21 protein-coding genes and 9 pseudogenes are annotated in these 24,157 nt (G+C 59.6%); 19 read left to right on the forward strand and 11 right to left on the reverse strand.

The genetic code is table 11. The features are described 5' to 3' along the window. The first annotated feature begins 832 nt into the window (after positions 1–832). Positions 833–1,945, forward strand: coding sequence for a nodulation factor fucose acetyltransferase NolL (gene nolL, locus KIP88_RS42095; protein WP_214493992.1), 1,113 nt, complete (start codon positions 833–835; stop codon positions 1,943–1,945). A gap of 104 nt (positions 1,946–2,049) precedes the next feature. On the opposite strand, the pseudogene KIP88_RS42100 reads toward nolL, so the two are convergent. From KIP88_RS42100 to KIP88_RS42115, 4 genes and pseudogenes are all read right to left on the reverse strand, one after another. Beyond that, positions 2,050–2,193, reverse strand: a pseudogene (locus KIP88_RS42100) (transposase domain-containing protein); the annotation flags it as partial. Between the two features lie 113 nt (positions 2,194–2,306). Further along, a pseudogene (locus tag KIP88_RS42105) lies at positions 2,307–2,537 on the reverse strand (tyrosine-type recombinase/integrase); the annotation flags it as partial. Between the two features lie 94 nt (positions 2,538–2,631). After that, positions 2,632–2,865 carry a hypothetical protein gene (locus tag KIP88_RS42110; RefSeq protein WP_249791437.1) on the reverse strand — a complete coding sequence of 78 codons (234 nt, stop codon included), beginning with the start codon at positions 2,863–2,865 and terminating at the stop codon, positions 2,632–2,634. Between the two features lie 7 nt (positions 2,866–2,872). Next, entirely contained in the window at positions 2,873–3,205 is a 333-nt protein-coding gene (locus KIP88_RS42115) for a hypothetical protein (RefSeq protein ID WP_214493981.1), read from the reverse strand. Positions 3,206–3,540: 335 nt separating this feature from the next. Here KIP88_RS42115 and KIP88_RS42120 point away from each other — a divergent pair. The 5 genes and pseudogenes from KIP88_RS42120 to KIP88_RS42140 form a co-directional block, all read left to right on the forward strand. Then, positions 3,541–4,053 (forward strand): annotated as a pseudogene (locus tag KIP88_RS42120) (tyrosine-type recombinase/integrase); the annotation flags it as partial. Positions 4,054–5,138: 1,085 nt separating this feature from the next. Next, the gene (locus tag KIP88_RS42125) at positions 5,139–5,303 is read left to right on the forward strand and encodes a hypothetical protein (protein WP_156438734.1); all 165 of its coding nucleotides are present in this window, start codon (positions 5,139–5,141) and stop codon (positions 5,301–5,303) included. 512 nt (positions 5,304–5,815) lie between these two features. Next, complete coding sequence (locus KIP88_RS42130; RefSeq protein ID WP_308163770.1) at positions 5,816–6,313, forward strand: hypothetical protein; 498 nt, start codon at positions 5,816–5,818, stop codon at positions 6,311–6,313. Between the two features lie 863 nt (positions 6,314–7,176). Beyond that, on the forward strand, positions 7,177–7,695 hold the full coding sequence (locus KIP88_RS42135) for an Mpo1-like protein (protein WP_214493983.1): 519 nt from the start codon (positions 7,177–7,179) through the stop codon (positions 7,693–7,695). A 6-nt stretch (positions 7,696–7,701) separates the two neighbouring features. Next, positions 7,702–8,058, forward strand: a complete 357-nt coding sequence (locus KIP88_RS42140; RefSeq protein ID WP_214493995.1) for a hypothetical protein — start codon at positions 7,702–7,704, stop codon at positions 8,056–8,058. A gap of 13 nt (positions 8,059–8,071) precedes the next feature. Here KIP88_RS42140 and KIP88_RS42145 read toward each other — a convergent pair. From KIP88_RS42145 to KIP88_RS42155, 3 genes and pseudogenes are all read right to left on the reverse strand, one after another. After that, a pseudogene (locus KIP88_RS42145) lies at positions 8,072–8,246 on the reverse strand (IS5/IS1182 family transposase); the annotation flags it as partial. Positions 8,247–8,637: 391 nt separating this feature from the next. Then, positions 8,638–9,051, reverse strand: coding sequence for an ArsC/Spx/MgsR family protein (locus KIP88_RS42150; protein ID WP_214493984.1), 414 nt, complete (start codon positions 9,049–9,051; stop codon positions 8,638–8,640). 9 nt (positions 9,052–9,060) lie between these two features. Continuing rightward, positions 9,061–9,493, reverse strand: a pseudogene (locus tag KIP88_RS42155) (response regulator). Positions 9,494–9,907: 414 nt separating this feature from the next. Between KIP88_RS42155 and nifH the strand changes: the two are divergent. The 10 genes and pseudogenes from nifH (at position 9,908) to KIP88_RS42205 (ending at position 19,323) form a co-directional block, all read left to right on the forward strand. Further along, positions 9,908–10,792: a nitrogenase iron protein gene (gene nifH / locus KIP88_RS42160; RefSeq protein ID WP_057853693.1), complete on the forward strand. Its 885-nt coding sequence runs from the start codon at positions 9,908–9,910 to the stop codon at positions 10,790–10,792. Positions 10,793–10,920: 128 nt separating this feature from the next. Continuing rightward, on the forward strand, positions 10,921–11,637 hold the full coding sequence (locus tag KIP88_RS42165; protein WP_214493985.1) for a nitrogen fixation protein NifQ: 717 nt from the start codon (positions 10,921–10,923) through the stop codon (positions 11,635–11,637). A 79-nt stretch (positions 11,638–11,716) separates the two neighbouring features. Continuing rightward, complete coding sequence (gene irr, locus KIP88_RS42170; RefSeq protein WP_374226589.1) at positions 11,717–12,160, forward strand: Fur family transcriptional regulator Irr; 444 nt, start codon at positions 11,717–11,719, stop codon at positions 12,158–12,160. A 190-nt stretch (positions 12,161–12,350) separates the two neighbouring features. Continuing rightward, positions 12,351–13,499, forward strand: a pseudogene (gene nifV / locus KIP88_RS42175) (homocitrate synthase); the annotation flags it as partial. Positions 13,500–13,720: 221 nt separating this feature from the next. Next, on the forward strand, positions 13,721–14,062 hold the full coding sequence (nifW, locus tag KIP88_RS42180; protein WP_108522741.1) for a nitrogenase stabilizing/protective protein NifW: 342 nt from the start codon (positions 13,721–13,723) through the stop codon (positions 14,060–14,062). Between the two features lie 471 nt (positions 14,063–14,533). Further along, positions 14,534–15,071, forward strand: a pseudogene (locus KIP88_RS42185) (hypothetical protein). Between the two features lie 15 nt (positions 15,072–15,086). Then, the gene (locus KIP88_RS42190) at positions 15,087–16,196 is read left to right on the forward strand and encodes an electron transfer flavoprotein subunit alpha/FixB family protein (RefSeq protein WP_214493987.1); all 1,110 of its coding nucleotides are present in this window, start codon (positions 15,087–15,089) and stop codon (positions 16,194–16,196) included. Between the two features lie 11 nt (positions 16,197–16,207). Next, positions 16,208–17,515, forward strand: coding sequence for an FAD-dependent oxidoreductase (locus KIP88_RS42195; protein WP_214493988.1), 1,308 nt, complete (start codon positions 16,208–16,210; stop codon positions 17,513–17,515). 32 nt (positions 17,516–17,547) lie between these two features. Continuing rightward, positions 17,548–17,844 (forward strand): ferredoxin family protein, encoded by a 297-nt coding sequence (locus KIP88_RS42200; RefSeq protein ID WP_028350609.1) that lies wholly within the window; start codon positions 17,548–17,550, stop codon positions 17,842–17,844. Positions 17,845–18,564: 720 nt separating this feature from the next. After that, positions 18,565–19,323, forward strand: coding sequence for a glucose 1-dehydrogenase (locus KIP88_RS42205; RefSeq protein ID WP_057853689.1), 759 nt, complete (start codon positions 18,565–18,567; stop codon positions 19,321–19,323). A 90-nt stretch (positions 19,324–19,413) separates the two neighbouring features. Here the strand turns inward: KIP88_RS42205 and KIP88_RS42210 are convergent, their stop codons facing one another. Together KIP88_RS42210 and KIP88_RS42215 are read right to left on the reverse strand one after the other, a co-directional pair. Beyond that, positions 19,414–20,232 (reverse strand): hypothetical protein, encoded by an 819-nt coding sequence (locus tag KIP88_RS42210; protein WP_214493989.1) that lies wholly within the window; start codon positions 20,230–20,232, stop codon positions 19,414–19,416. A 512-nt stretch (positions 20,233–20,744) separates the two neighbouring features. Continuing rightward, positions 20,745–21,962, reverse strand: coding sequence for an IS110 family transposase (locus tag KIP88_RS42215; RefSeq protein ID WP_214493994.1), 1,218 nt, complete (start codon positions 21,960–21,962; stop codon positions 20,745–20,747). 275 nt (positions 21,963–22,237) lie between these two features. Here KIP88_RS42215 and KIP88_RS48780 point away from each other — a divergent pair. Next, positions 22,238–22,453, forward strand: a pseudogene (locus tag KIP88_RS48780) (IS256 family transposase); the annotation flags it as partial. Here the strand turns inward: KIP88_RS48780 and KIP88_RS42225 are convergent. Then, positions 22,425–22,709, reverse strand: a complete 285-nt coding sequence (locus KIP88_RS42225) for a hypothetical protein (RefSeq protein WP_213253679.1) — start codon at positions 22,707–22,709, stop codon at positions 22,425–22,427. The pseudogene KIP88_RS48780 and the gene KIP88_RS42225 overlap by 29 nt on opposite strands. A gap of 90 nt (positions 22,710–22,799) precedes the next feature. After that, the gene (locus KIP88_RS42230) at positions 22,800–23,228 is read right to left on the reverse strand and encodes a hypothetical protein (RefSeq protein WP_214493990.1); all 429 of its coding nucleotides are present in this window, start codon (positions 23,226–23,228) and stop codon (positions 22,800–22,802) included. A gap of 178 nt (positions 23,229–23,406) precedes the next feature. On the opposite strand from KIP88_RS42230, the gene KIP88_RS42235 reads away from it, so the two are divergent. Then, on the forward strand, positions 23,407–23,640 hold the full coding sequence (locus KIP88_RS42235; RefSeq protein WP_214493991.1) for a hypothetical protein: 234 nt from the start codon (positions 23,407–23,409) through the stop codon (positions 23,638–23,640). A 129-nt stretch (positions 23,641–23,769) separates the two neighbouring features. Continuing rightward, positions 23,770–24,157: pseudogene (locus KIP88_RS42240) on the forward strand (transposase); the annotation flags it as partial.

The raw sequence follows: 24,157 nt of genomic DNA on the forward strand, positions 1-24,157 counted from the left end.
GGTGAGTACTAGCTGCTCGTGATGGCAACGCCGAATGCACTCAGTGGGAGGAGCTGCTGCGCAAGCTGCGCTGCATATTTTCAGGCTCTCATGCTCGAGTTGGTACGCCGCTATGGCGACTCCTGGCAGTGCGTTGCAAACACCTCTTCCGGTTGCACACGCTGCAACGCGCCCGCTCGATCAGGCAAGCCGATCGAATTTGGGGTAGAGCTTCCATCGGTAAACCTTCGTATAGCAGGTCCCCTCTTTTCTATACCGATCGCCCACCTCCGTACAATTGAACATGTCATCGACCTCCGTCAGCTATCGGGAGCCGTAGAATGTAGATGGCAAATGCCTCCGCTATCGCCGAATGGATTGATTGCGCGATGCAAAGCTGGAGCAGCGAAGTGCCTTTCATAATAGGTGGCCGGCAGCTTATACCTATGTTCGGCAGCTCGGCCTATCTCTCCTGAGATGGTCAGCGCCTTGCTCACCTTGCTCAAGTATAACCGGCACATCATGAAACTTGGCCCTGAGCAACTAGTCAGAGGTATGTTTTCTTCTCGGGCTCCCCAGGTCGGGGACGACGCTCGCACGTTTGCTTCAGCAGCACTCCGATATTGCACCCCGCCTGAACCGCTGCCTAATGCTGGCACTTGAACCGTTCGGAGAGTGGACCGCGACATCTGGCAGGAATGCCTTTGATGCTGGCCGGGACCCCGGAATTAATGACCATGATGAGCCGCTGTTTTTCTGATGCAGCTTGCACTAGTACTTGGTCGCAGCGGGTGTTCCCAGTCAAGCGGGTGTCCGGCTCATCGGAACAAGGGATATCGAGAGGTTTGATACATTGCCAAAAATAACTGGATCGACTGTGCCCGGGGCGCGCACGCCAGAGGCAAACGATCGAGATCTAGGTTTAGATTTCGCGAAAGGAGTGCTCATCACTTTGGTGATCGTCGGTCACCTGATCCAATATGTCGTCTACGGAGATGAAGGCTTCTGGGAGTCGCCATGTTTCAAATGGATCTACATGTTCCACATGCCACTCTTTATGGCGATAAGCGGATATCTTTCTTGGCGAGCGCTCTTGCGAAAGTCATTCACTCGAGCCATCGGTGATCGTGCGATGCAGCTCTTGTTGCCCATGCTGTTTTGGTACGCTCTCCTAGAGACAGCCAAGTTGGCCGTATTTAGCTCGTCTGCAAGCGAACCAGGCAGCGTTTTGCAGTGTCTAAACGATTCCGCGGGCACATACTGGTTCATCTGGGCTGCTTTTGTTTCTTTCCTTCTCGTCAAAATTCTTTCGATTTTCAATCGTCGGTCGCCCTGGATCCTATTCGTATCAGTCATACTAGTCGCACTTGCACCTGTGACATTTTCCATATCACCTCTCATAAGGTATACTTTCCCGTTTTTCTGCCTAGGAGTCTCTTTTGCTCAGTCGAGAGAATGGTGGACGAGCATAACGCGATCTCACAAGCCGCTCTTAATCACGTTTCTCTCCATAGCGGCTTTGGTGTGCTTTCTAGCCTGGCGCAAAGACACTTACATCTACAACAATCTCGCCCTAGTGCACGATATGCAGTCGGCAAAAAACGTACTTCTGATGCTTCTTGGCTCCGCAGCGGCCTCAGCGATCGTGATCGTGCTCGTCCTCCAATGCTGGAAAGTTGGCCGCTCAAATCGAGTGACCCGCTTTATCACCGTGGAACTGGGACAGAGCACGCTGCTGCTATACTTGATACAAGGTACGGTCTTTCGTCTCATGGATTCGATACAATACGGGGAACTTTGGGATCTCACGACCAGGTTGGCCGTCGCGGGAATTCTTGGGGGAGCGATTGTTGCCGTCGCGCTAATGGTACGCTGGATCGTGCGCGACATTCCCTATCTATCTCAGCTCGTTCTTGGAGCGCCACCACGCTCGGCTTGTCTAAAGTATCAGCCCGCAGAAAATTAGCTGCAGCCGAGATCTGAATTCTGGAGAGCCCGGCTCCTGGTTCGTCTCCTCGCAGCTTCTGCCATTGGTTGTGGTGACGTGATGGACCTTGTTGACGTGTGTCGTCATGCCGCTGGAGCGGAGATCGCTGATGCTGGCGTCCAATTCCAGGGCAGGAGCTCGTCCAGCCGATGAGCCGGATGGGCGGCGATGCGGGCAAGGACATCGGCCAGCCAGGCTTGCGAATCGACGCCGTTAATTCTTGCCGTTTATGCCGCCCGCCGAACTATGCCGAACGGGTTTGGTATGGCACGCCGTTGTCACGCTGGCGCCGTCGATCGCGTGCACGGCAGCCCCATTCCATTCGGCATAGTCTGGTCGTTCAGAGCGCCTCCAGAAAGGCGAGCAGGCGGTCGTTCGGCTGGAAGCGGGTTCGCTTGCCGCGCTCGTACGGCTTGAGCTTCGCCAGGGCAGCTTCCTTGAGGGCGAGGTGGGCGTGCAGGTACGTCTGCGTCGTCTCGACCGATTCATGACCGAGCCACAGCGCGATCACGGAGCAGTCGACGCCGGCTTGCAGCAGTTCCATCGCAGCGCTGTGCCTCCTATGTCTTGGTCGATATAGCAGGCATTGGACTAAACCGCTCCGCGGTAGGCAGCGATGGCGGCGGCCTGAAGAAGGAAGCGGCACAGAGTGCGCGGCATCGGCATTAACGATCCTTCGCTGCGCGTCGCGCCGTTCGACCCGTGGCCTCGCTGAACAGGTGGCGGGGGATGTTGATTATCGCAAAACGTCGCCGTTCTTCCGGGTGCGTTTCAAAATCTGCCTCCACAAAAATCTCGACGGTCTCCTCACTGGCATGAACTTCGACGCGTACCGGCGCGTCTTCGAACTCCACTTCATATCGGCGACCATTCTTTCCTCGGATAATCGCGTGCGCCATTTCTATGCTACCTCCGGCCATGCTTCTTGAGCTTCTTCACTCGGTGCTTCTGATAATCCAGAACGGCCGCTGCAAGTGGCATCGAGCGCGGCACGCGCACATGTGTGAGGGAGACGACAAGCGCTCTGCCTGTTTCTTCCGAGCGAGACAAATGGCAGATGATACCGCCTTCGTCACCGGCGTATGACAAATCCCAGACGACGTGGTGCATCCGATCAGCATCGGCAACATTCTCGGCTTGCAGATATTCGATCAACGATGGTGCCAGTTCAACGTCAAATGGCGCAGCTGCCTTGAGTGCGGCGAGCAGCCGGGTGGTCTTCTCCGGATTGTCGAGCATAGGTAGTCCATCTTTAACGGGCGAATCAGAGAGCCGACGATCAGCGATGATAGGGAATATGGCTCAACAGAGCCATATTCGCTATCCGTCGCACAACTCGCCTTCCTCCCATTGCTGGTTGACCCGATCCAATAGCGACGACCTCACGGGCATTACCCCGCTTCCTCGCTAATACAACGCAGTCCGCCCCTATCCGGCGCATCACCGCTTCGCGGTAGGCGACTCGTGGCAAGCTTCGGTACCACCATCTGATCTTCCTGCATTCCCGACGAAGTTCGATTGCGAGATGCTGGAGGCGCTGCTTGCAGCGCTTTCATATCGCAAAGGAGCTTCCCATGACGGTTCTTCGACAACGGATGACTGAGGACATGCAGGTGCGGAATCTGTCGCCGCATACACAGGCATCGTATCTCCAACAGGTATCGCTGTTTGCACGTTACTTCCGTATGTCGCCGGATGCGCTGACCCCCGAGCACATCCGGACTTATCAAATCTACCTCACGAACGAGAAGAGGTTGGCCCCCAATTCAATCCATACGGCTGTCGCGGCGCTTCGGTTCCTTTACAGGATTACGCTCAAGAAGGACTGGACCTTTGGAGAAGACATCCCGCTTCCAAAAAAGCCGCAGAAGCTACCCGTCGTCCTGAGTCCTGAAGAAGTTGTGCATTTCCTCAGCTGCGTGGATTGCAACAAACATCGGGTGATCCTGACCACCTGCTACGCGGCAGGCTTGCGCATTTCGGAGGCCGTCCGGCTGAAGGCCGCCCCCATCGATAGCGCCCGTATGGTTGTTCGCGTCGAGCAGGGTAAAAGTCGCAAAGATCGGTACGTGATCGCTTACCAGCGGTCCTCGCAAGCCGCTGCCGTGGCACATGAGCGCTCTAAGCAGAAGAGCTGAGTGTCAGCTGGCTCGCAAGCCCCAGCCGAAGGAAGGCAATAAATGACCAAGCGTCACCCGATGAGGCGCAGGAGATCGCCCTCATCAGGTCGCCGACTACCAAGACCGACCCATGCGTCCGAGAGGACGAGTTGATCCTGAAGGGGGAGCCGCGCGGGTCGGTACCGCTCTCCCGCACGATGCAGAAGCCCCGGGCATACACCCCCGCAACGAAAGGACCGAAGTACGCAACAGCTCAAGTACGCGGGTGATGCCGCCCGCCGCTCCGCGGAAAGCGCCAAATGAGCTACAAGGCCGGCTTTGCCAACGGCGGCCGCGTGAAGGCATACCCCAAGATGTAGTATGGCGCCGGCAGCGGCGAGGGCCTTCTCGAGAAGACAAAGTACGGCGACAAGGCCAACCCGCGGAAATGATCCTGGTGCGGCATCTGGTGGCCGGTGCCGGCGGCGAGGCGGCGATTTTGGCGTTGCCCTTGCCGATCTCGACATAAACCTTCGTATCGTTCCGTCGCACCTTTGGATGCTCGACGATTACCTGCGTTCAATTGAGCTGCTGATGGCTTTTATCCTAGGCTGCATCCTGCCCTCTCCTTGGGCGTTTCCTCCCTAGACTTCGGCCGCTTGTGGCAACGCAGGCGGCCTTTTCCTTGTCAGATGCCCGCTGACTCGCATGGCGCTTCTACAACTGGCTCGGAAACAAGTGGGCGGGCTGTAAATGAGCGTCACCATCGCCGTCAAGCTGGCCGAACGTCTTCAGGCCAAGCTTGATGAGCTGGATAGGTGATCGATGCCATCACGTCGGATAATCTCAAAGATTGGAGCCGGTATCAGCGCAAGGTGGCCGCAAGGCGCCCGCCGACGCGCGCACGGTGCTCGCTGAGACGATGGAAGACATCCTGAAAGAGTAGGAGGAGAGGGAAGGGATGGTATGCGTTTCGACACAGGAACGGCGCTCGAAGTCGGAGGACCAGAAGACCGAGCTTATGAAGCTCATTGGCGATCTGTGCAGCATCGAGCTGCTGAACAACAAAGGTCTTGGTCGGCATCTACATCGAGCCGGAGAAGACCAAGGGCGGGCTCATCCTGTCGACCGGCGCGATCAAGGAATCAGTCTGGCAGGGCACCGTCGGCCTGGTGCTCAAGAAGCGCAAGACCGCCTTCAACGATGAGCCGGAGACCGGCACCTATTTCCACGGCTAGGACGTCAACGTCGGCAATTGGGTTGTATTCCGGTCCGGCGATGCTCGCGCGTCCGGATCAATGGCGTGGATTGCCGCATGGTCGAGGACACGCTGCTCGACATGGTGGTCGACAACCGCGACGTGATCACACACCGACGATAGTGATACGGTTTGGCAGAGCCTTCGGGCGCACTGAACGAGAGCGCCCGTTTGTAAGCTTTGAGACCAATGTCCGCGACTTGACGCAACACACACCCAGTACGAAGCGACTGTAGAACCTCCAACTTTCAAAATCGGCACGCCGCTTGCTTCGTTCGGGGCACCATCACCGGTCGGAGGCGGGGCGGTGCTGTAGGGGCGGACTCGGCACTTCCTCCGTGGCGTCCCGGCCGCCCCGCCAATTTGCTGTGAGGCGACATGAAACAGCATGTTCGGGCGGCTGCAACTGCGGTCGCAGCCGCTCACGCTCCGCCGTGATGTCCTTAGCGTGTCCGAACACGAAGCCACCAACTTTTCCTCCGGGGTTCACCGATGATGTCCGTCGATCGCCTGGCCACCCGGCTCGCGACGCGCCTTGCATTTTTTGTCGCCGGCTTCGGCATTGCGGCCTGGGTGCCGCTGGTGCCGTTCGCGAAGGAGCGGCTGGCGGTCGATGATGGAGTTCTCGGTTTTCTGCTGCTCTGCCTGGGCGTCGGCTTGGTCGTCTCGATGATTTTGAGCGATTTGTTGTGCGCGCGCTATGGCAGCAAACCGATCATCCTGATCGGCGGCTTCGGAATTGCGCTCATCCTGCCGTGGATCGCGGTTGCTAGTACGCCTCTGGAGCTCGGGGCCGCGCTGGTTGCCTTCGGCGCCTCGCTCAGCTCGATCGATGTCGCTGCGAATGTCAATGCGGTCGACCTGGAACGTGCAGCGAAGCGTCCGCTGATGTCCGGCTTTCACGCGCAATTCAGCATCGGCGAATTTTCCGGCTTCGACGCGATGACCGCATTGGCTGGCTGCACGTTGGAGCTTTTTCATCAACCCTAATGTGCTCGGCCATCGTGGCGATCGCGACGGCGCTGACCTGGCCGCGACTGCCGCCAAGCGCGCAGCAGGGATCGCTGTTCGTCATGCCGCATCGGCCCATTCCCGCAGGTAGGCGATAACGGAAGCCTGGTCACGACACTGCGGTCGTCGCTGACCCCAGTTCTGGGCGCCCGCATATCGAGCTTTCATCTGGCTCGCGCTCCTGGTTTGAGACGGCGCCAGCTGAATCGCTTCGCGGCGCGCATCGCCGGATTCCGAGTTTGGCTCTAATCCGCCATAGAAGAGCGTGTCACAAATTCTGGGGTTCTCTCGATAACGACCGAGTAACTTTGGAGTCACGTACACGGCGCGCAGGTGCGAGCGCTTGCGAAGCGTCTCCATGGAATAATGACCCTCGGTTGATGCATGTCAATGCGACAGACCGCAGCGCACGAGTAGAAGCAAGAATCGCCGAACGATCAAGGATAGATTTGATGATCGATTTCGCTGTCCGTCGCGATTTGCCAACTGCGGCGCTGCTCGCGTGTGGCCGCGGACCACAATGCAAAACGTGGAGATTTCAATGACCGGCGGGATCAACTGCGGTCTCAACGATGAGGCTGAATGGTAACACCTGCGAGAAAAATGCGGTGCATCGCGCGGTCATTTCGGATACCTGTTTCATGATGCAGCCTTGTAGTCTGTTAGTCGCTGAATTAGGCGCAACGACTTCGATGCTGGCGGCGGCGTCGCGCGCTCGACGGGCAGCGAACATTCACGTGGCCGCGCTTTGAATGAGACCGTGACGTTTCCGACTGAGACTAGCAGATGCGCTTGATGAGCTTTGCCACGCCTGCCGATACAACAGGCGAACCGAGCGCCAAATGAGTTCATTTTTTCGGCGGCAGCTTGCCGACTATGTTGAGTATCATCGCGCCCCTTGGAATTGCGCCATGCATGTCTTCGGCATCGTGTTCCTGTTCCTGGCTGCCGTTCTTCCGCTCAGCCAATGGTCCATCGCCGCGTTCGGGATCCAAACCAGTGTGGCGGCCATCGCTACCATACCGGTGCTCATCTATTGGTTCCTGCTTGACTTCGCGCTTGGAGCCGCGATCCTTGGGGCTGCGATCGTATTGCTTTCAGCCGCCGCCATTTTCGTGGGTCAGGCAAATACTGTCGGAATGTGGTCGCTTACCGCTATCCTGATTGTGATTGGCAGTGCATCGCAGGTTATTGGGCACCAGGTGTTCGAACGTCGCCGACCGGCACTGGTCGACAATCCGATCCATCTGTTGCTCGGACCGATGTTTGTAATAGCGAAATTGTTTATCGTGCTCGGATTTCGGCGCGATCTGGCCGTCATCATCGACGAGCGTCCGCAAGGCCCTTTGAATTCGTCGTGAACCAATATGCGCGACGTTGCCGAAGGTCTCATCGTTGCCGTGGGGCGCGGACGGGCTGGACATCGCTTCATGCTCGGTAGCGAAGCGATCCCGCTGAAACAGATTCTCGAACTCATGGCGGCGATCAGAGGCCGCCGCGCTCGGCGGCTTGAGGTGGCCGGCCGAGTTGCCGAGATTGGCGCTGCAGTGCTGGAATTTATCGCCGATCACGTGACGCGCCGATCGCATTCCGATAAGGCCGAAGGCGTTCGTATCGCATTGCGTGCGGAGGCTATCGAGCAGAAAGGCGCAGGCCGATGCGCGCATTTCTCCACCGCAGAGTGCTGTGCTGTGCTAGTTGGGACACCTCGCAGAGGGGAATAGGACACCTATCAGACGCCTGCAACAGCATCGCCCGCAGCAGCTTCTCCGGCGGTATCAACGACCGCCCAATCGGCGAATAGAGCGACGCAAGCTCGCGCTATAGCGCCGACAGCGCCTCGCACGCCGCACCCGCGCCTCCAGGTCAACGTAGCTGAACAGCTCGCCAGTTGATTGTCGCCGCCGCGCACGCACGATCTCCGTATCTCATCGGAGGCCATGAATCCCGCTCGCCGGTAGGCGGCGAGCGCCTTTTTCAAAGCCTGCTAGACTGGTACCTCAACACAGAAGTCTTGACTGGTCGGTTTGGCATTTCCAAGAGGGATAGCTGCTCAGGAGCGACCAGCATTTCGTTGCTGCGTGGTGAGCCGGGCTGCCGCGTCATGAGACCTGCTCGTTCCAGGGGCAAGACCATCTGGTGGACCGAAAGTGGGACGCTGAAGTGCCGTTGAATCTCCCAAATGTAGGCGCGCGTAGAGCCCCGACCGCCTTCAGCGAGCTTTGCTCCTCGCGCCCGTCAAGAATGGGGAGCGGAGGAAACTTCGCTCCTTTCCCTCTCGGTGGAACTACGCGCTCTGCAGCTCACCCGCTCGAGCAGTGTCCCCCGGTTTCCTCGCGCGAGCATAGCTCGACATCATCTTGCATGCTCCGCCCAACCAGCGACAGCACGGGCCCATGATCGAATCCGGCGCATCTTGCGCCATCGGCGTTGATCAGCGGGCGCCTTATCAGGAGCGGATCACTCAGCATCAGCGCGAGTGCGCTCGCCGCGTCGCTTGTTTCGGGATTAATTTCGCCTGACTTAATACGCCGCGCGGCGCGGTTGAACCAGGATGCGACCGGCGTATTGCCGAAGAAGCGGCGCAGTTCCTCCGCACGCCACGGCTCCTTCAAGATATCCTTGGCAATCACGTGGTGGCCCGCGGCCTTCAGCGCCTGCATCTGGCGCGCGTTGGTGGCGCAGCCGGGTTTGTGATAGAAAATGATCGTCGTCATGGCGCGGGCCTATTTGAGCACACTGAGCTGCACGGCCGGCGTGACGCCGCCGCGTTCGAGAATGGTATCGATCTTCTTGCGAATGGTTTCCAAGGTCAGCGGCTTGACCTAACGCCGTGTGCGCCGGCCTTGATGGCTTCGATCGCGTTGGCCTCGTCGGATTTGTCGCAGATGATCAGGATCTGAGCGTCGGGAAAATGGGCCGCCAATTCGCCGATCACGCCGGCCCCTCTTGCTTAAAATAAGAGGCTCCGAGCAACACCACATGCGGTTTTAACCAATCGATGCCCCTGGCAAAGGCCTCTTCTGGGGTTGCAAGCTCATGCGTCTCGATCTCATCATGCAGCATGAATTGCAATGCCGCGCGGGTGATCTCGTTATCGTCGACCACGAACACCCCTCGCAGGTCCACTGCTTTCGACGTTTCGACACCAATCTGCACTGTTGCTCTCCTGAAAATCCGCTCCGACAAAGCGGCTTGCAAGACGTTAGCAATTTCCGTTCCGTGCATGAATGCATTGAAATGGCTCGCGCTAAGCCGGCGTTTTCCCGTTTGATGCTAGCGATCCTTGTCCGGCTTCTGACAGCGGCACGAATCCTGTCACGTTCAAAACACCTGGTTTCATCCACCGGCTCCCGAATTTTTCAAAGTGTAATCAGAAACTTAGAGAGCGTGGACAGGGTTGGCACGGCGGTTGCTATCAGGATGCAGCAACACTGACTGAGGGCTGAGTGCACGCAGACGCGCAAGACGAGCGCTGCTCTCCTTCCCTTGAACCCGTGTGCCTCGTTTCTGAGCGAGAAACAAGCTCGCGCGCGAGGCAGCGCGCAATCTTTGGCAAATATGGAGAGCAACATGGCTTCACTGAGACAAATCGCGTTCTACGGCAAGGGCGGCATCGGCAAGTCGACCACCTCGCAGAACACGTTGGCGGCGCTGGCCGAGATGGGCCACAAGATCCTGATCGTGGGCTGCGATCCCAAGGCGGACTCGACCCGCCTGATTCTGCACGCCAAGGCGCAGGACACGATTTTGAGCTTGGCGGCGAATGCCGGCAGCGTCGAGGACCTGGAACTCGAGGACGTGATGAAGATCGGCTATCAGGACATCCGCTGCGTCGAGTCGGGTGGTCCGGAGCCGGGCGTCGGCTGCGCCGGCCGCGGCGTCATCACCTCGATCAACTTCCTGGAAGAGAACGGCGCCTATGAGAACATCGACTACGTCTCCTACGATGTGCTCGGCGACGTCGTCTGCGGCGGTTTTGCGATGCCGATCCGCGAGAATAAGGCGCAGGAGATCTACATCGTTATGTCTGGCGAGATGATGGCAATGTATGCCGCCAACAACATTTCCAAGGGCATTCTGAAATATGCCAACTCTGGCGGCGTGCGGCTCGGCGGCCTGATCTGTAACGAGCGGCAGACCGACAAGGAACTGGAACTGGCGGAGGCGATGGCCAAGAAGCTCGGCACCCAGCTGATCTATTTCGTGCCGCGCGACAACGTCGTGCAGCATGCGGAGCTGCGCCGCATGACCGTGCTGGAGTATGCGCCGAAATCCCAGCAGGCCGATCACTATCGCAATCTCGCGACCAAGATCCACAACAATGGCGGCAAGGGCATCATCCCGACCCCGATCTCCATGGATGAGCTCGAGGACATGCTGATGGAGCACGGCATCATGGAGGCGGTTGACGAGACCATCATCGGCAAGACCGCAGCCGAACTCGCAGCTGGGTAAAGGACACACGGACGGAGGCCGGCCTTCCCAATGCTCAGTAAGGAGGTCGGCGTTCCGGCGAAAAATGTCGTGACCAGCATCACGATGCAGCGAAGCATACTTGATCACTGTGGAAAGATCGGCAACCCATGTTCGAAGCGCAATTGTTTCCGCTTATGGCTGCCAGAGCGACTGAAGCGAACGGTGAGCGGCATAGGGGAATTGCGACCTACCGCCTGCTCACTGGGGCGGACCCCGTAGATGCCGACATAACCAGTGACAGCAATTTCGATCGCCACGTGCTGGCGTCTATTCTAGCGGCCGCCACGATGGATGGTGGTCTGGTTTCCGAGAAGGTCGGTCTGTCCAGCCATGAGCTGGCCGCGTTGCTGGAGCAGTACTTCCCGTCGATCCGGATAGACGCGGAGGAGTTGCTCTTGCGTTTCAAGCGCAATGAGAGCGACGAGGCCGCAATGTTGCGTGATCTCCTGCTCGCGCAACGCTCGACCGAAGGGGACATCGGCAACTGGTTAGCTGGGATGATCGCGCGTCGCGCGATCGAGCCAAATCACTTGTGGGAAGATCTCGGATTGCGCGGTCGTGGCGAACTATCCCGGCTGCTAGGCCGCCATTTCGCGCCGCTGGCCGCGCGCAATACCAATAATATGCGCTGGAAGCGCTTCTTCTATCGCACGCTGTGCGAGGACGACGGCCTTGTCATGTGCACGACCCCGGTGTGCGCGCAATGCAACGACTTCAACCTCTGCTTCGGCGATGAAAGCGGCGAGAGCCGGATGGCCGAGCGCCGGCGCGAGGTTCTGCTGCAGGCGGCTGTCCCGGTTGCGGCCGGCACCTGGCCAATGTGAGCGACATCGGATGGATCGGCTGTTGGCCAGACTTCCGAGCGGTGACGCCGGGGATCGCGCGAGCTTCCACGAGGTGCAGGTGGAACCGGCCTCCGCCCCTCTCAGCGGGCAATGTCCCGACGCCGGCTGGAAGGATGTGTTGCTCAAGGCCGGGCTGCGACCGACGCGCCGGCGCCTGATCTTAAGCGAGCTGTTGTTTGCCAGAGGCGCCCGGCATGTCACCGCAGAGATGCTATTTGCCGAGGCGCGCGAGACCGGGTTTCCGATCTCATCGTCTACCGTCTACAACACTTTGAACCAGTTCACGCAAGCCGGCCTGTTGCGCCGGATCTGTCTTGATGGGTCGCGATCGTTGTACGACACCAACACCTCGCCGCATCCTCATTATTATCTGCCCGGCGAGGATATCCTGCTCGATATTCCCGATGCGGATCTCCTGCTTGTGAATGTGCCCGAGCCGCTGCCAGACCACGAAGTCTCCTGCGTCGATCTGATCATCCATCTGAGCCGCAAGCGGAGTTGATGCCATCCCATCGCGCCGTGACGTAAGCGGACGCGTCGACTTCGCCACTGTCGCGTTTGCGACAATCCCGCTGGTACCGAAAAATGTGCGCTTGTCCAACGGCTTGTGGCGGGTGCCGGCGTGGCATGCGCGTTGCTCAAGCCTTGCTTTGCCAAAGCCAACAAGGAGCCTCCCATGATCGCCGCCGCCTCTGCCAAAACGGTCATGGTCCGAGACGGCATGGGGAAGTCCGATCGTGCTCAACGACACGACGCTGCGCGACGGCGAACAAGCGCCTGGCGTTGCCTTCACCACCGACGAAAAGGTGGCGATCGCGCAGGCGCTGGCGCGGGCCGGAGTCACCGAGATCGAACCGGGGACGCCCGCGATGGGCAGTGAGGAGATCGCCGCCATCCGCGCCATCGTTGATGCCGGTCTCCCGCTCACCATCATCGGCTGGTGCCGGATGCGTGAAGCCGATGTCGATGCGGCAATCGAGGCCAAGGTGCCGATGGTCAATGTCTCGATTCCGGCTTCTGGCGTGCAGATTGCCGCCAAGCTTGGCGATAACTGCGAACTAGCGCTGGAGCAGGTGAGGCGGGTGGTCAGTTATGCGCGCGAGCGTAGGCTTGAGGTTGCCGTCGCCGGCGAGAACTCCTCCCGCGCTGACGTCGATTTTCTCATCAAGCTGATCGCCACCGCAAAAGCCGCCGGCGCACGGCGCTTTCGCATTGCCGATACGCTCAGTGTGCTCGATCCGGACTCCACCTATGCGCTGATGGCTCGTTTGCGCGCGACCACCGGTCTCGAGCTCGAATTTCACGGCCATGACGATCTCGGGCTCGCGACCGCCAATACGCTCGCCGCCATCAAGGGCGGCGCGAGCCATGCCTCGGTGACCGTCATCGGGCTCGGCGAGCGGGCGGGCAATGCGCCGCTGGAAGAAGTCGCGGTCGCGCTCAAACAGCTCTACGGGCGCGACACCGGCATCGTGCTGCCGGAGCTGGAGAACGTCGCCGCGGTGGTGGCCGCCGCAGCCGCACGCACGATTCCTCTGAACAAGGCGATGGTCGGTGAGCATGTGTTCACCCACGAATCTGGCATTCATGTCCATGGCCTAATGGAGGATCAACGCACGTATCTGTCGCTCGACCCCCATTTGCTTGGTCGATCCAACCGTATTGTGATCGACAAGGATTCCGGGCTGTCGTCGATCACCACGTTGCTTGACGAATTGCAGCTCGCCGCCAGCGCCGAGGAGGCAAGACAGATCCTGTCGCGGGTGCGAAAACATGCCATCGAGCACAAGCGGCCGGTCGCGTGCGAGACGGTGGTGGCGATCTGGCGCGACGTCTGCGAGCGCTCGTTGACCAATGGTGCGTTAGGCAGCCATGGTCGGCATTACCGCCGATCACGTCGAAACCGCCGGCGTGCCGCGCAAGCCCTCGCTGATCCGCGAAGACATAGGCCTTGGGAGGCCATATGCAGCGCCGCCTGCGCGAAGCAGCGTCGCAAGGAGATGACCAGCCGGTGCCGGGTCCCGACCACAGGCCCGCGACCTAACCCAAAGGAGATTTTTCGATGAGCAACACACAGGCGGCAGTCGGCATCCTGGATCGACTCAACAAGGCCTCCTCGGCCGAAGATTTTTTTGCGCTGCTTGGCGTCGATTACGACCCCAAGATCGTCAACGTCGCGCGCCTGCATATCTTAAAGCGCATGGGACAATATCTCGCCAAGGAAGTATTCGAAGATGGCGCGGAGGCCGAGGTCACGGCGCGGTGCAAGGCGGTGCTGGAGCAGGCTTATGCCGACTTCGTGGTGTCCTCGCCGATGGACCAGCGGGTGTTCAAGGTCTTGAAGGATGCGGTCGCGGAGCCCAAGAAACCGGCGGCCTTCGTGCCGTTGAGCTCGCTGAAATAGCCTCACACATCAGTTCAGATATGCCTCAAGCCATGTCGGTACGGCGCGTTGTGCCATATTCCTCTTCATCCAGATCAACTCTGTACAGCAATGCGCGAAGCGGCGCTGTCGCATTCGCGACGTATGTCGGAATTGTATTGTCGGCGATGTTAACAGCCAGTCTTTATCAAATTTCTCAAGCCATTGAATGGACGTCTAATTTTTGATGCCTCCAACTGGTACGACACTTGCTGTTCTCCGGCCAAGTCCGTCATTGGCGCCGACTACACAGAATTGTTGCTGTCCGAGATGAGATTTGGAGCAAGACCAATCATGTTGCCGTTACTGCTCGCCGCTCGCGCCGGCATCCTCTTATGGGTCACGTTCGCGTTAATGCCGTTCGAAGTTGTCTTTGACGCCATTGAGGCTGGGATTGACCGTGAGATGGCCGCCAATGGGTAACTCGCGTTCCACGCTACTTCTGGAGAAGGCATGCACAGTATCGTTTGCACCAAGCAGGTTCCCGATGCCGCGCAGATTCGCGTCAATCCGTGACCAACACCATGGTGCGTCATGGGGGCCGAGCATCATCAACCGATACGTCTTGTTCGCGCTCGAGGCCGCGCACCAATTGCGTGACAAGTTCGGCGGCGAGATCACCGCGCTCACCACGGTCGACGCGGAGCGCCGCGCCGAACGCGGCGTGCAGATGTTGGGCACAAAGCTGCTGGTCAACCATGGCGGAAGCACCCAGCCAGGTTTGCCGCGCCGTGATGACCGCCGCCCTGCGCGCGGCGCTGGGGCCGGTTGTAAAATGGAGCGCGCAGGAGGCCGGCGTCGAGGAGTCTCGAAATGCGTCGTGCCCGGCTCGCCGACCATCGTCAAGCGCGCCTTTGCGCCGTCGCCACGCGCCGAGAGGGCGGGGCGGGTGGAAGCCGCCAAGCAGCCGACGGAGGTGCTGATGAAAGCCATCTTGAAGGGTCAACCCAAGCTAGAGACCGATCTTGTGGCGCAGGCGCGCAGGTTCTGAGGGGAATTCAACGCTATGAGCAACATCACCAAAGCTCCTACGCCGGCCGCGGGCGGCCGCGCAGGAATCAAAAAAGAATTGCCCGAGCAGTTTAAGGCCTACAAGCACATCTGGGTATTCGTCGAGCAGGAGCGCGGCCAGGTGCATCCCGTCTCCTGGGAACTCATGGGTGCGGGCCGCAAGCTTGCCGACAAGCTGAAGGTTGATCTCGCCGCGGTCGTCATCGGCCCGGAGGCCGAGACCACGCGCAACGCCGCGCTCGAATCCTTCTGCTACGGCGCAGACCTAACCTATCTCGTGACCGAGAATGTGCTGTCGGAGTATCGTAACGAGTCCTACACCAAGGCGCTGACCGATCTCGTCAACACCTACAAGCCAGAGATCCTGCTGTTGGGCGCCACCACGCTCGGTCGCGATCTTGCAGGCTCGGTAGCTACTACGCTACTGACGGGTCTCACCGCCGACTGCACGGAGCTCGACGTCGACGCGGATGGTTCGCTTGCGGCCACGCGTCCGACCTTTGGCGGATCGCTGCTTTGCACGATCTACACCTTGAATTACCGGCCGCAGATGGCAACCGTCCGCCCGCGCGTGATGCCGATGCCAGAGCGTGTCGCGCGCGATGCCGCCCGCATTATCATCCATCCGCTCCGCCTGCTCGAAGAAGACATCGTCACCAAGGTGCTGTCCTTTGTGCCGGATCGTGATTCGGCCAAATCCAATCTCGCCTATGCCGACGTTGTCGTCGCCGGCGGGCTGGGGTTGGGCTCGCCTGAGAGTTTCCAGCTGGTACGGCAGCTCGCCGCCGTGCTCGGCGCCGAATATGGCTGTTCGCGTCCGCTGGTACAAAAGGGCTGGGTCACCTCGGACCGGCAGATCGGCCAGACGGGCAAGACCATCCGGCCAAAGCTCTATATCGCCGCAGGCATTTCCGGCGCGATCCAGCATCGGGTCGGCGTCGAGGGCGCCGATCTGATCGTCGCCATCAATACCGATAAGAACGCGCCAATCTTTGACTTTGCCCATATCGGCGTCGTCAACGACGCTATGCACCTGTTACCAGCGCTCACGGCCGCATTTCGTGCACGGCTTTCACCGCATTCGCGCGACCGGATCGCGAGCTAGAGGAGGTTGTTGTGATCGAGGAGAAGTTCGATGCAATCGTGGTCGGCGCCGGCATGTCGGGCAACGCGGCGGCTCTGGCCATGGCTCAACGCGGCATGAAGGTGCTGCAGCTCGAGCGCGGTGAATATGCCGGATCGAAGAATGTTCAGGGCGCAATCCTCTATGCCGACATGCTCGAAAAGCTGATCCCGGACTTCCGCGATGACGCGCCGCTCGAACGTCATCTCGTCGAGCAACGGTTCTGGATAATGGACGATCGCTCCCATCTCGGCGTGCACTACCGCTCCGAAGACTTCAACGAGGAGCGGCCGAACCGGTACACGATCATCCGCGCGCAGTTCGACAAATGGTTCTCCTCGAAAGTGCGCGAGGCCGGCGCGACCGTGCTGTGCGAGACCACCGTCACTGAGCTCGCGCGGGACGCCCATGGGAAGGTCATCGGTGTTCGTACGGATCGCCGCGACGGCGAAATCCACGCAGATGTCGTGGTGCTGGCCGAAGGCGTGAATGGCCTTCTCGGTACGCGTGCGCGCCTGCGCGAGCGGCCCAAGCCCGACAAGGTGGCACTCGCGGTTAAGGAAATGCACTTTTTGCCGCGTGAGACCATCGAGGCCCACTTCAATCTCAAGGGCGACGAAGGCGTCGTTGTCGAAGCGGTCGGCACCATTTCCCGTGGCATGACCGGAATGGGCTTCATCTATGCCAATAAGGAGTGCATCTCGATCGGCATCGGCTGTATCGTCGCCGACTTTCAGCGCACCGGAGAGACGCCATATGGGCTGCTCGACCGCTTCAAGCGTCACCCGTCCGTGGCGCCCCTGATCGAGGGCTCGGAGGTCAAGGAATACTCCGCGCACCTCATTCCTGAAGGCGGCTACAAGGCGATCCCGCAGCTCTATGGCGATGGCTGGGTGGTGGTGGGCGATGCTGCCCAGCTCAACAACGCCATTCATCGCGAGGGCTCTAACCTCGCGATGACTTCGGGCCGCATCGCGGCGGAAGCGATCGTCCAGGTGAAATCGCGCAGCCATCCCATGACCGCGGCAAATCTGTCAGTCTACAAGAAGATGCTGGACGACTCCTTCGTGATTAAGGATCTCAAGAAGCACAAGGATATGCCGATGCTGATGCATACCAACTCGCAAAACTTCTTTCTCACCTATCCACAGCTCGTCTCCAGGGCGATGCAGAACTATGTACGCGTCGACGGTACGCCGAAGGCTGAGAAAGAGAAGGTGACATTGAAATCCTTTGTCAATGCGCGGTCCTGGACCGGTCTATTTGGCGATGCACTCCGCCTCGCCCGTGCCTGGCGCTAACCAGCCAAAATCGAAGCCAAGGAAGCTGAAATATGAATGTTGAGACATCAGTGCGCGTCGAGGACAAGCTGTTCTACAACCGCTATCTCGTCGACGTCGGTCGTCCCCACATCAAAGTGCGCGCACACACGAAGCCATCCCCGCAGCTGCTTGCACTTTTAAAGGTCTGCCCGGCGCGCTGCTATGAGCTCAACGACAAGGGGCAGGTCGAGGTCACCGTCGACGGCTGCATCGAGTGCGGCACCTGCCGTGTCATCGGCGAGCCCACCGGCGACATCGAATGGAGCTATCCGCGTGGCGGATACGGTGTGTTGTTCAAGTTCGGATGAGAGCTGCACGGCAGGCGTAGTGTGATCGCCCTTTTATTGAGACGATCTCACGGCAGATCCATGTCTCCGCGCCCCGCTTGTGAGAGAGGCCGAATCGATGGCGGTAGCTGGTGACGTGCCCGGCGCACGGAACGGTCGCGGGAGCTTTGCCTTGCAATCAGATTTCCTAGCTTTTCTGCGCGCCATCATTGGCGCGCTGATTAGAAAGACCTGGATCTTCCCGCCGCTGCACGCGGGAGAACCTCATGTGCGTTGCTCTCGCCTCGTCAAAGCCTGATCCAACGCAGCAGGCGGCGCCGCGAACGCCTGTTTGGTGGGAGCCGGCGCCGGTACGCGGTAGCAGCCTATCTCATCAAGGAGGGCGGGACTATCGGGCGAGAATGTCGTCCCTTCGAGAAGACGGAGCAGTTCGGTGACAGCAGCCATGGCCATGGCGAAGGATGGCTAGGTCATGCGCGGCGGGGCGCATGTTCGAGGAGAATTCCACTTGCACCTACGAACTGCTGACCTCCATTTCGCTAGAGCAGGCATCCGGCCAAGTCGGCGTAGGAAGAACTGATGGAGGACCATGAAGAGTTCTTCTGAAATGATAAGGCGCGCCAGCTTTCGGGCGGCGAGATCGTCAAGGTGTCCAGTTTCGGTCTACGCGAGAAAGATGGGCTCGAGCTGATCGCCCCGCTGCACCGCCACTGATCAACGGAGCGAAGCAAGGAACATGTCATGGGACGTGTGAACGAAAAGGTCATTCTGGTAACCGGCGGAGCTCGTGGCATGGGTGCAGCTCATGCGCGCCTGCTTGTCGCTGAAGGCGCCAAGGTCGTAATCACTGATATTCTTCATACAGAAGGAGAGGCTCTCGCGGCTGAACTGGGCACTTCCGCCGTCTATGTGCGTCAGGACGTCACCCAGCCGGAGGAGTGGGCTAGGGCGGTCGCGACCGCCGAGAGCAGCTTCGGCGCGCTGCATGGGCTGGTTAACAATGCTGGAATCGCCAGCATGGCCCCGATCGAGCAGTTCCCGCTCGATCAGTGGAACAAGGTTATTGCCGTCAATTTAACCGGTGCGTTCCTTGGAATGCAGGCGGCCCTGCCGGCAATCCGGCGCGGGGGCGGAGGTTCGATTGTCAACATCTCGTCCGTCGAGGGGCTGCGGGGCACTGCCGGGCTTCATGCCTATGTTGCTTCCAATTTCGGCGTGCGGGGCATAACCAAGTCTGCTGCGCTGGAGGCCGCGGCCTCGGGCGTCCGCGTCAACTCGATCCATCCCGGCTTCATCACCACGCCGATGACCGAGAGCTTCGATCCCTCCATTTTCCCCATTCCGCTGGGACGGGCAGGCCGGCCGCAGGAAGTGTCGCAGGCAGTCTTGTTCCTGCTCAGCGACGAGTCCAGTTATCTTACCGGTTCCGAGATCGTCATCGATGGCGGTCTGACGACCGGCGTCCCACACAAATGGCTGGCGCCCGAGTATTTCTTTTGATGAGCACCAACTGATCGTCCACGCCAACAAGACGGCGCGGTTCGTCGTGTCAGCTCTCGGGATCTTCGGAGGTGGTGTCTCAGTTTGAAATTAGACCACCCAAGTGCGGTGCCTCTTCTCGGCTTCGACCGAAAAGGCAAGTTTTGTCGGCTCGCAGTCTGCGACTTTGCCGTGAACGAATTTCAGGCAGAAATTGAGCTTGTCCAAAAGCTCTTCGGCGGCCGCCACAACGTCCGACATGCCGGATAGTGATCGGTGGTGATAAACCGCATTCCGCGCCTCCCGCACCTTCTCAAATTTGGCGGTGAAGTCGGCTGCACTTAGCGGATGGAATTTTGGGGAGAATACCGCCCAGTGTTCCTCAACAAGCTGCCGTATGTGGGCCAAATGACAATCGTGCATAAACTCGTAGCCGTTCGCCATTGCATCAATCGGCCCATTGGGGAACTGCTTGCCCTCAATGTCCAAGATGACCGTGCCGATTCTAAAGGCCGCATGGCGGGTTAGTGGAACGCCGCCGATCTGGGCAATATTCTTGGCTCTCCCGCCCTTCTTTAGCTCCTCGTAAATGGCGCGCCACCACCGTGGATGCTTGTAGTGCTGCTCTAAGGTCACTGCGACAGTTGAGCGCAAAGCGTTCTCGAAAGAGTGAAAGACCGGGAACAGCTGGGCGTGTTCAGCCACTTTGCGGTTATATACGGAGAAGATCGCCGGTCGCCAATCATTCGGGAGGTATTTGAGTATTTCACCCTTGGTTCCCTCCTTGACTTCGATCAGGGAGGCCTCAAGTAGGTAGGGACTTACAAGGGTCAAATCAGACTGAAAATCCTCAACCTGGCTGGGCGTTGGGGAGAACGGCAAATAGTCGGTAAAGAACTTCGTTAAAAATTCGTAAGAGATATCTGGCATTTAGACTGCGACCGACTATTTTTTAAGGAACTTGACAGGGGGGCACGAGTTAGCGATAAACCTGACCACTCCGGGAGTGATGGCGCGTTGCGACATTTGCCGTTGGGCCGCTACCTGAGTCTAAACATCTTTGAAAGAGGCTCCCGCATAGGGGGCCTCTTTCGCCGTTTAAGCCCTCATAACTTGATGAGATGAACAAGCGATTTCTTCAAGACCGAGACGACGATTGCGGAAACCGCTGTAAGTCCATTCTTTTGTTCGGTCGCGCTGCGGGTCATTCTTCCGTCCCGGCCACCGATCACTCAGCCGCCGCGCGCAGGGGCGGTCAAGGCTGGCCGCGTTTGCGGCCACCGCAAGGCTTGGCCTTGACCGGCCCGAGCACGGCGGCATGCTGGCGTGGAACGGGATTGCATTCCTGGCTGGCACTTGCCGTCAGCGGCGATTATGGTTGTCGGGCGCGGGCGACCTCGTGGCGAAGCGTGACGCATCGGCTGCAAGCGTCACCGGACTGCCTATTTTGTCCTGCCGAGCTGAGGCGCCCGCGCGCCGGATTTTGGCCGCCGCGGTTTCCATTGTGACACGAACCGTTCGTAGCTTTGCTCTGCCTGGGCGGCAATCAACATCTCGCGGTCGCGCAGCGACTTGATGTTGTAGGCATAGGCTGGTCCACGCCGGTTGCCTTTCTGTTGCGGATGTCGGGCTTGAAGTTGCATCGCGCGGGTCTTGTTGGCGACCAGCGCTGGGCGCGCCCACAGGTAATCGTCGCCCCTCGTCAACAAATGCCAGCAGAGCACAGTGAGCTTGCGAGCCACGGCCACCGCGGCGATCTGATGGCCGCGCCGGGCGCGGATCCGCACGAAAAACGCATGCAGTGGACCGGGCGCCTTGGCCGCGGCCCAGGCCGCCTCAACCAGCATGGCGCGCGCGTGAGAACGGCCGATCTTGCTGATGCGACCGTGATGGGCGACTCCCAGTCCCGACTGCCGCACCCGCGGGTTCAGCCCGAAATAGCTCACCAGCTTCTGCGGGCTGCTGAACCGGCTGATGTCGCCGACCGCCGCCACGATCCCGGCGGCGACCGCCAGATTCACGCCGGTGATCGTCATCAATCTGTTGACCGCGGGATCGTCGATGGCGTCCTGTGCGATCTCGCGGTCGAGCAGGGCCAAGTCTTCGGCCAGCCGGTCAAGCTCACGAACGTGCCGGTCGATCGCTGCGCGCTCATCGTCCGGCAACTGTTGAGTGGCCAGCCACGCCCGGCCGCGGGCGTTGAAAAGATCGGCGTGCGGGCACTTTGGGATCAGGTGCGCATGCAGGATCGAATGCACTTCATTCTTGAGCCGCGTGCGATGCCGCACGACCTGGTAGCGCCGCGCCACCAGCCTGCGCTTGCGTTCGGTCGCCGCATCAGGCGTCCAGATCTGCGGCAGGTAGCCCGCTGCCTGCAGGCTGGCGAGTGTACCGGCGTCGATCTTGTCAGTCTTGACGTGCGCCTGAGCGATCGCCTTCACCTGCAACGGATTGGCGATAATCACCCGCGCCACGAATGGCGCCAGCACCCGCGACACCGCCATGCTATTTCCGGTCGCCTCGATCACCACTTCATCGGTCGACCGCAGACTCTTGCCCATCCCTTCAAGGGCGGTCCGGGTCATGTCGACCCGACCGGCATGTCGAAGGATGCCGTCTTCCCAGATTACCACCTCGCCGAAGGTTCGGTGAACATCAATACCAATCATGCGTCGCATCTGCGCGTCCTCCCTTTCTGTTGGTTATAGCGGGAGCGGCGGGCGACACGACAACTACGGATTCGCGCTCACGGCGCAACCGGGCGAGTCGCAGAGGCGGCCAGCTACTAACACGAGCTCTCGGCTCATCGTGTGTATCGGCCTGCCCGCACTTCGTGCTCCCGGTGCCTCTGTCCCGATGGTCGCACCATATGCCACGATGTAGAACACCGCAGCGGAACGTTGGCACCGAGAACTCTCATACCGGTTACCAATCCATTGAAAGCGTGTTCGCGACCGTGCGGCACAGAACCGTGCGGACGAAAGGATCACTGTCGTCAACGACCGCCAGGCTGATGGTGTTCAAGCTGATTATCGCCGCATCAAAGACTTGGCGGCGGCTCAAAGGCACAAATCAGTTGCCGAAGGTGATTGCAGGTGTCAGATTCAACGACGGCATCGAGGTCATCCACATGCCGGCAAACCACGCCGCCCGATCGCCTCGTCACCCAAAATCCCGCATAGCTCGAGCCCCGGCTTCCGAGAGGAAGTCGGGTTCTTCTTACCCGCCACAAATCGCAGGATCGCGGCCAGGTCACGCCGCAGCACGATGGCGATTTGTTCCGCTTCGGGCACAAGCGTCACCTGATCGACCAAGGTACGGAGCACCTCCGCCGCCTCGGCTTTCTCCTCTTCGCTCTGCAGGCTTTCATAAAGTGCCAAGACGCGCGGCCGATAGATGTCCGCCATATTCGAGTGCAAGATCGGCGGGGGTTCGACGGTTGATACATACCATCTTTGATGCGGTGATGATGCCTCGAATCTGCTTTTCAACTCTTCCTAACTCGCTCCGCCAAGCATCCTGATCGGTTCAATATGTCGAAAGCCCTGATCGACGATCTTGATGCTGAGATCCGTTCCCGAAGCGGCTTTGCGCAGGATCGCACCCGAAGAAGAGCGCTTGCTTAGCCTCCAAGGAGAGGAAGGATGAATCCGTGGTTCGAAATACTGAAGCGTCATGCGTGAAATCGAGTGCCCGTCCACGAAGGCGAAACCTACGAGCAATACCGCGCGCGCTTGACTGAAATACTGACGCCAAGTCAGCGCGCGATGATCGCGGCGAGAATGGTAGAGGAGTCGAAACAGCTCGGACGGGCGAGGCTGGCTCGTCGCCAGATCTGGGTCGCAGCGGCCCGCCTGGCCCTTGATCCCGGTCCGCGGTGCCCCTGTGCTATTTGTCTTCAGTATGGAAGCGTCACCGGGGCGCATCATATTTATCCTTTGTCGTTTCATTCGATGACGGCTTGACGGAGCCAGTACAGGAATTCTGCTAGTTGCCCGACCCATCACAGCCTCATGCACGAGATAATCGAGTCTCTTATGGCGACTCGGCAGCCGCGGCTGGAGGGCGTGCCGTTCGACGAACGGGGGAGGCTGGATAAGCTCGGTGTTCGGTTTGTGGAACTACGGCAACGGCCGCGTGGAAAGGGAAGGGGCTGTCTCGCAAATGGAAGGCTCGATGGCGCGCGCGAGCAAGCCGTCTTTGCGCTTCGAGGGCTGGTACGTACGGCACGGCGCCGTTGCATCGGCGACCATCACATCGAAGGCTGCCACCCCAGCCACCTTCCAAACGGGTCAGGAACTTCGAGGATGGCTCAACTCGGAAGCCGTTGCGGCATAGAGCGCGCAGCTGAATTGGCCGACCGCAAAGACCAAAGCGCTGTGGGCGTACTTTGCAGCAAGGCTTTATGCTGTCCGAGTACCGCACCTGGATGGCTTTGCCGATGCCGAGGCGAAAGTGACATTGCTCGGCGCGCTGGCGAGACGACATCCCAAGAGTCGTGGTCGTGGTCGGCTGGGGGCGCCGGCCGAGGTGGTGTTGGGATTGTTGATCCTCAAGCACGTTCGCAACTGGAGATATCACGTGCTGGAACGCGAAGTGCGCGCCAATCTGGTTTACCGCGACTTCACCCGGGTGGGCGGCGGCAAGACGCCGGACGCCAAGACGATGGGGCGCTGGGGCCTGGCTGTGGATCCGGAAACAATCAGGCAGATCCACGACCGGATCGTGCAAATTGCGCAGCAACAAGGGGTGACGCAGGGACGCAGAATGCGCGTGGATACGTGGTGGAGACCAACATCCATTACCCGACCGACAGCACGTTGCTGGGCGACGGGGTAAGGGTGTTGATCCGCAC

It is taken from the genome of Bradyrhizobium sp. SRL28 (assembly GCF_018596315.1).
In the GTDB taxonomy this organism is placed as follows: Bacteria; Pseudomonadota; Alphaproteobacteria; order Rhizobiales; family Xanthobacteraceae; genus Bradyrhizobium.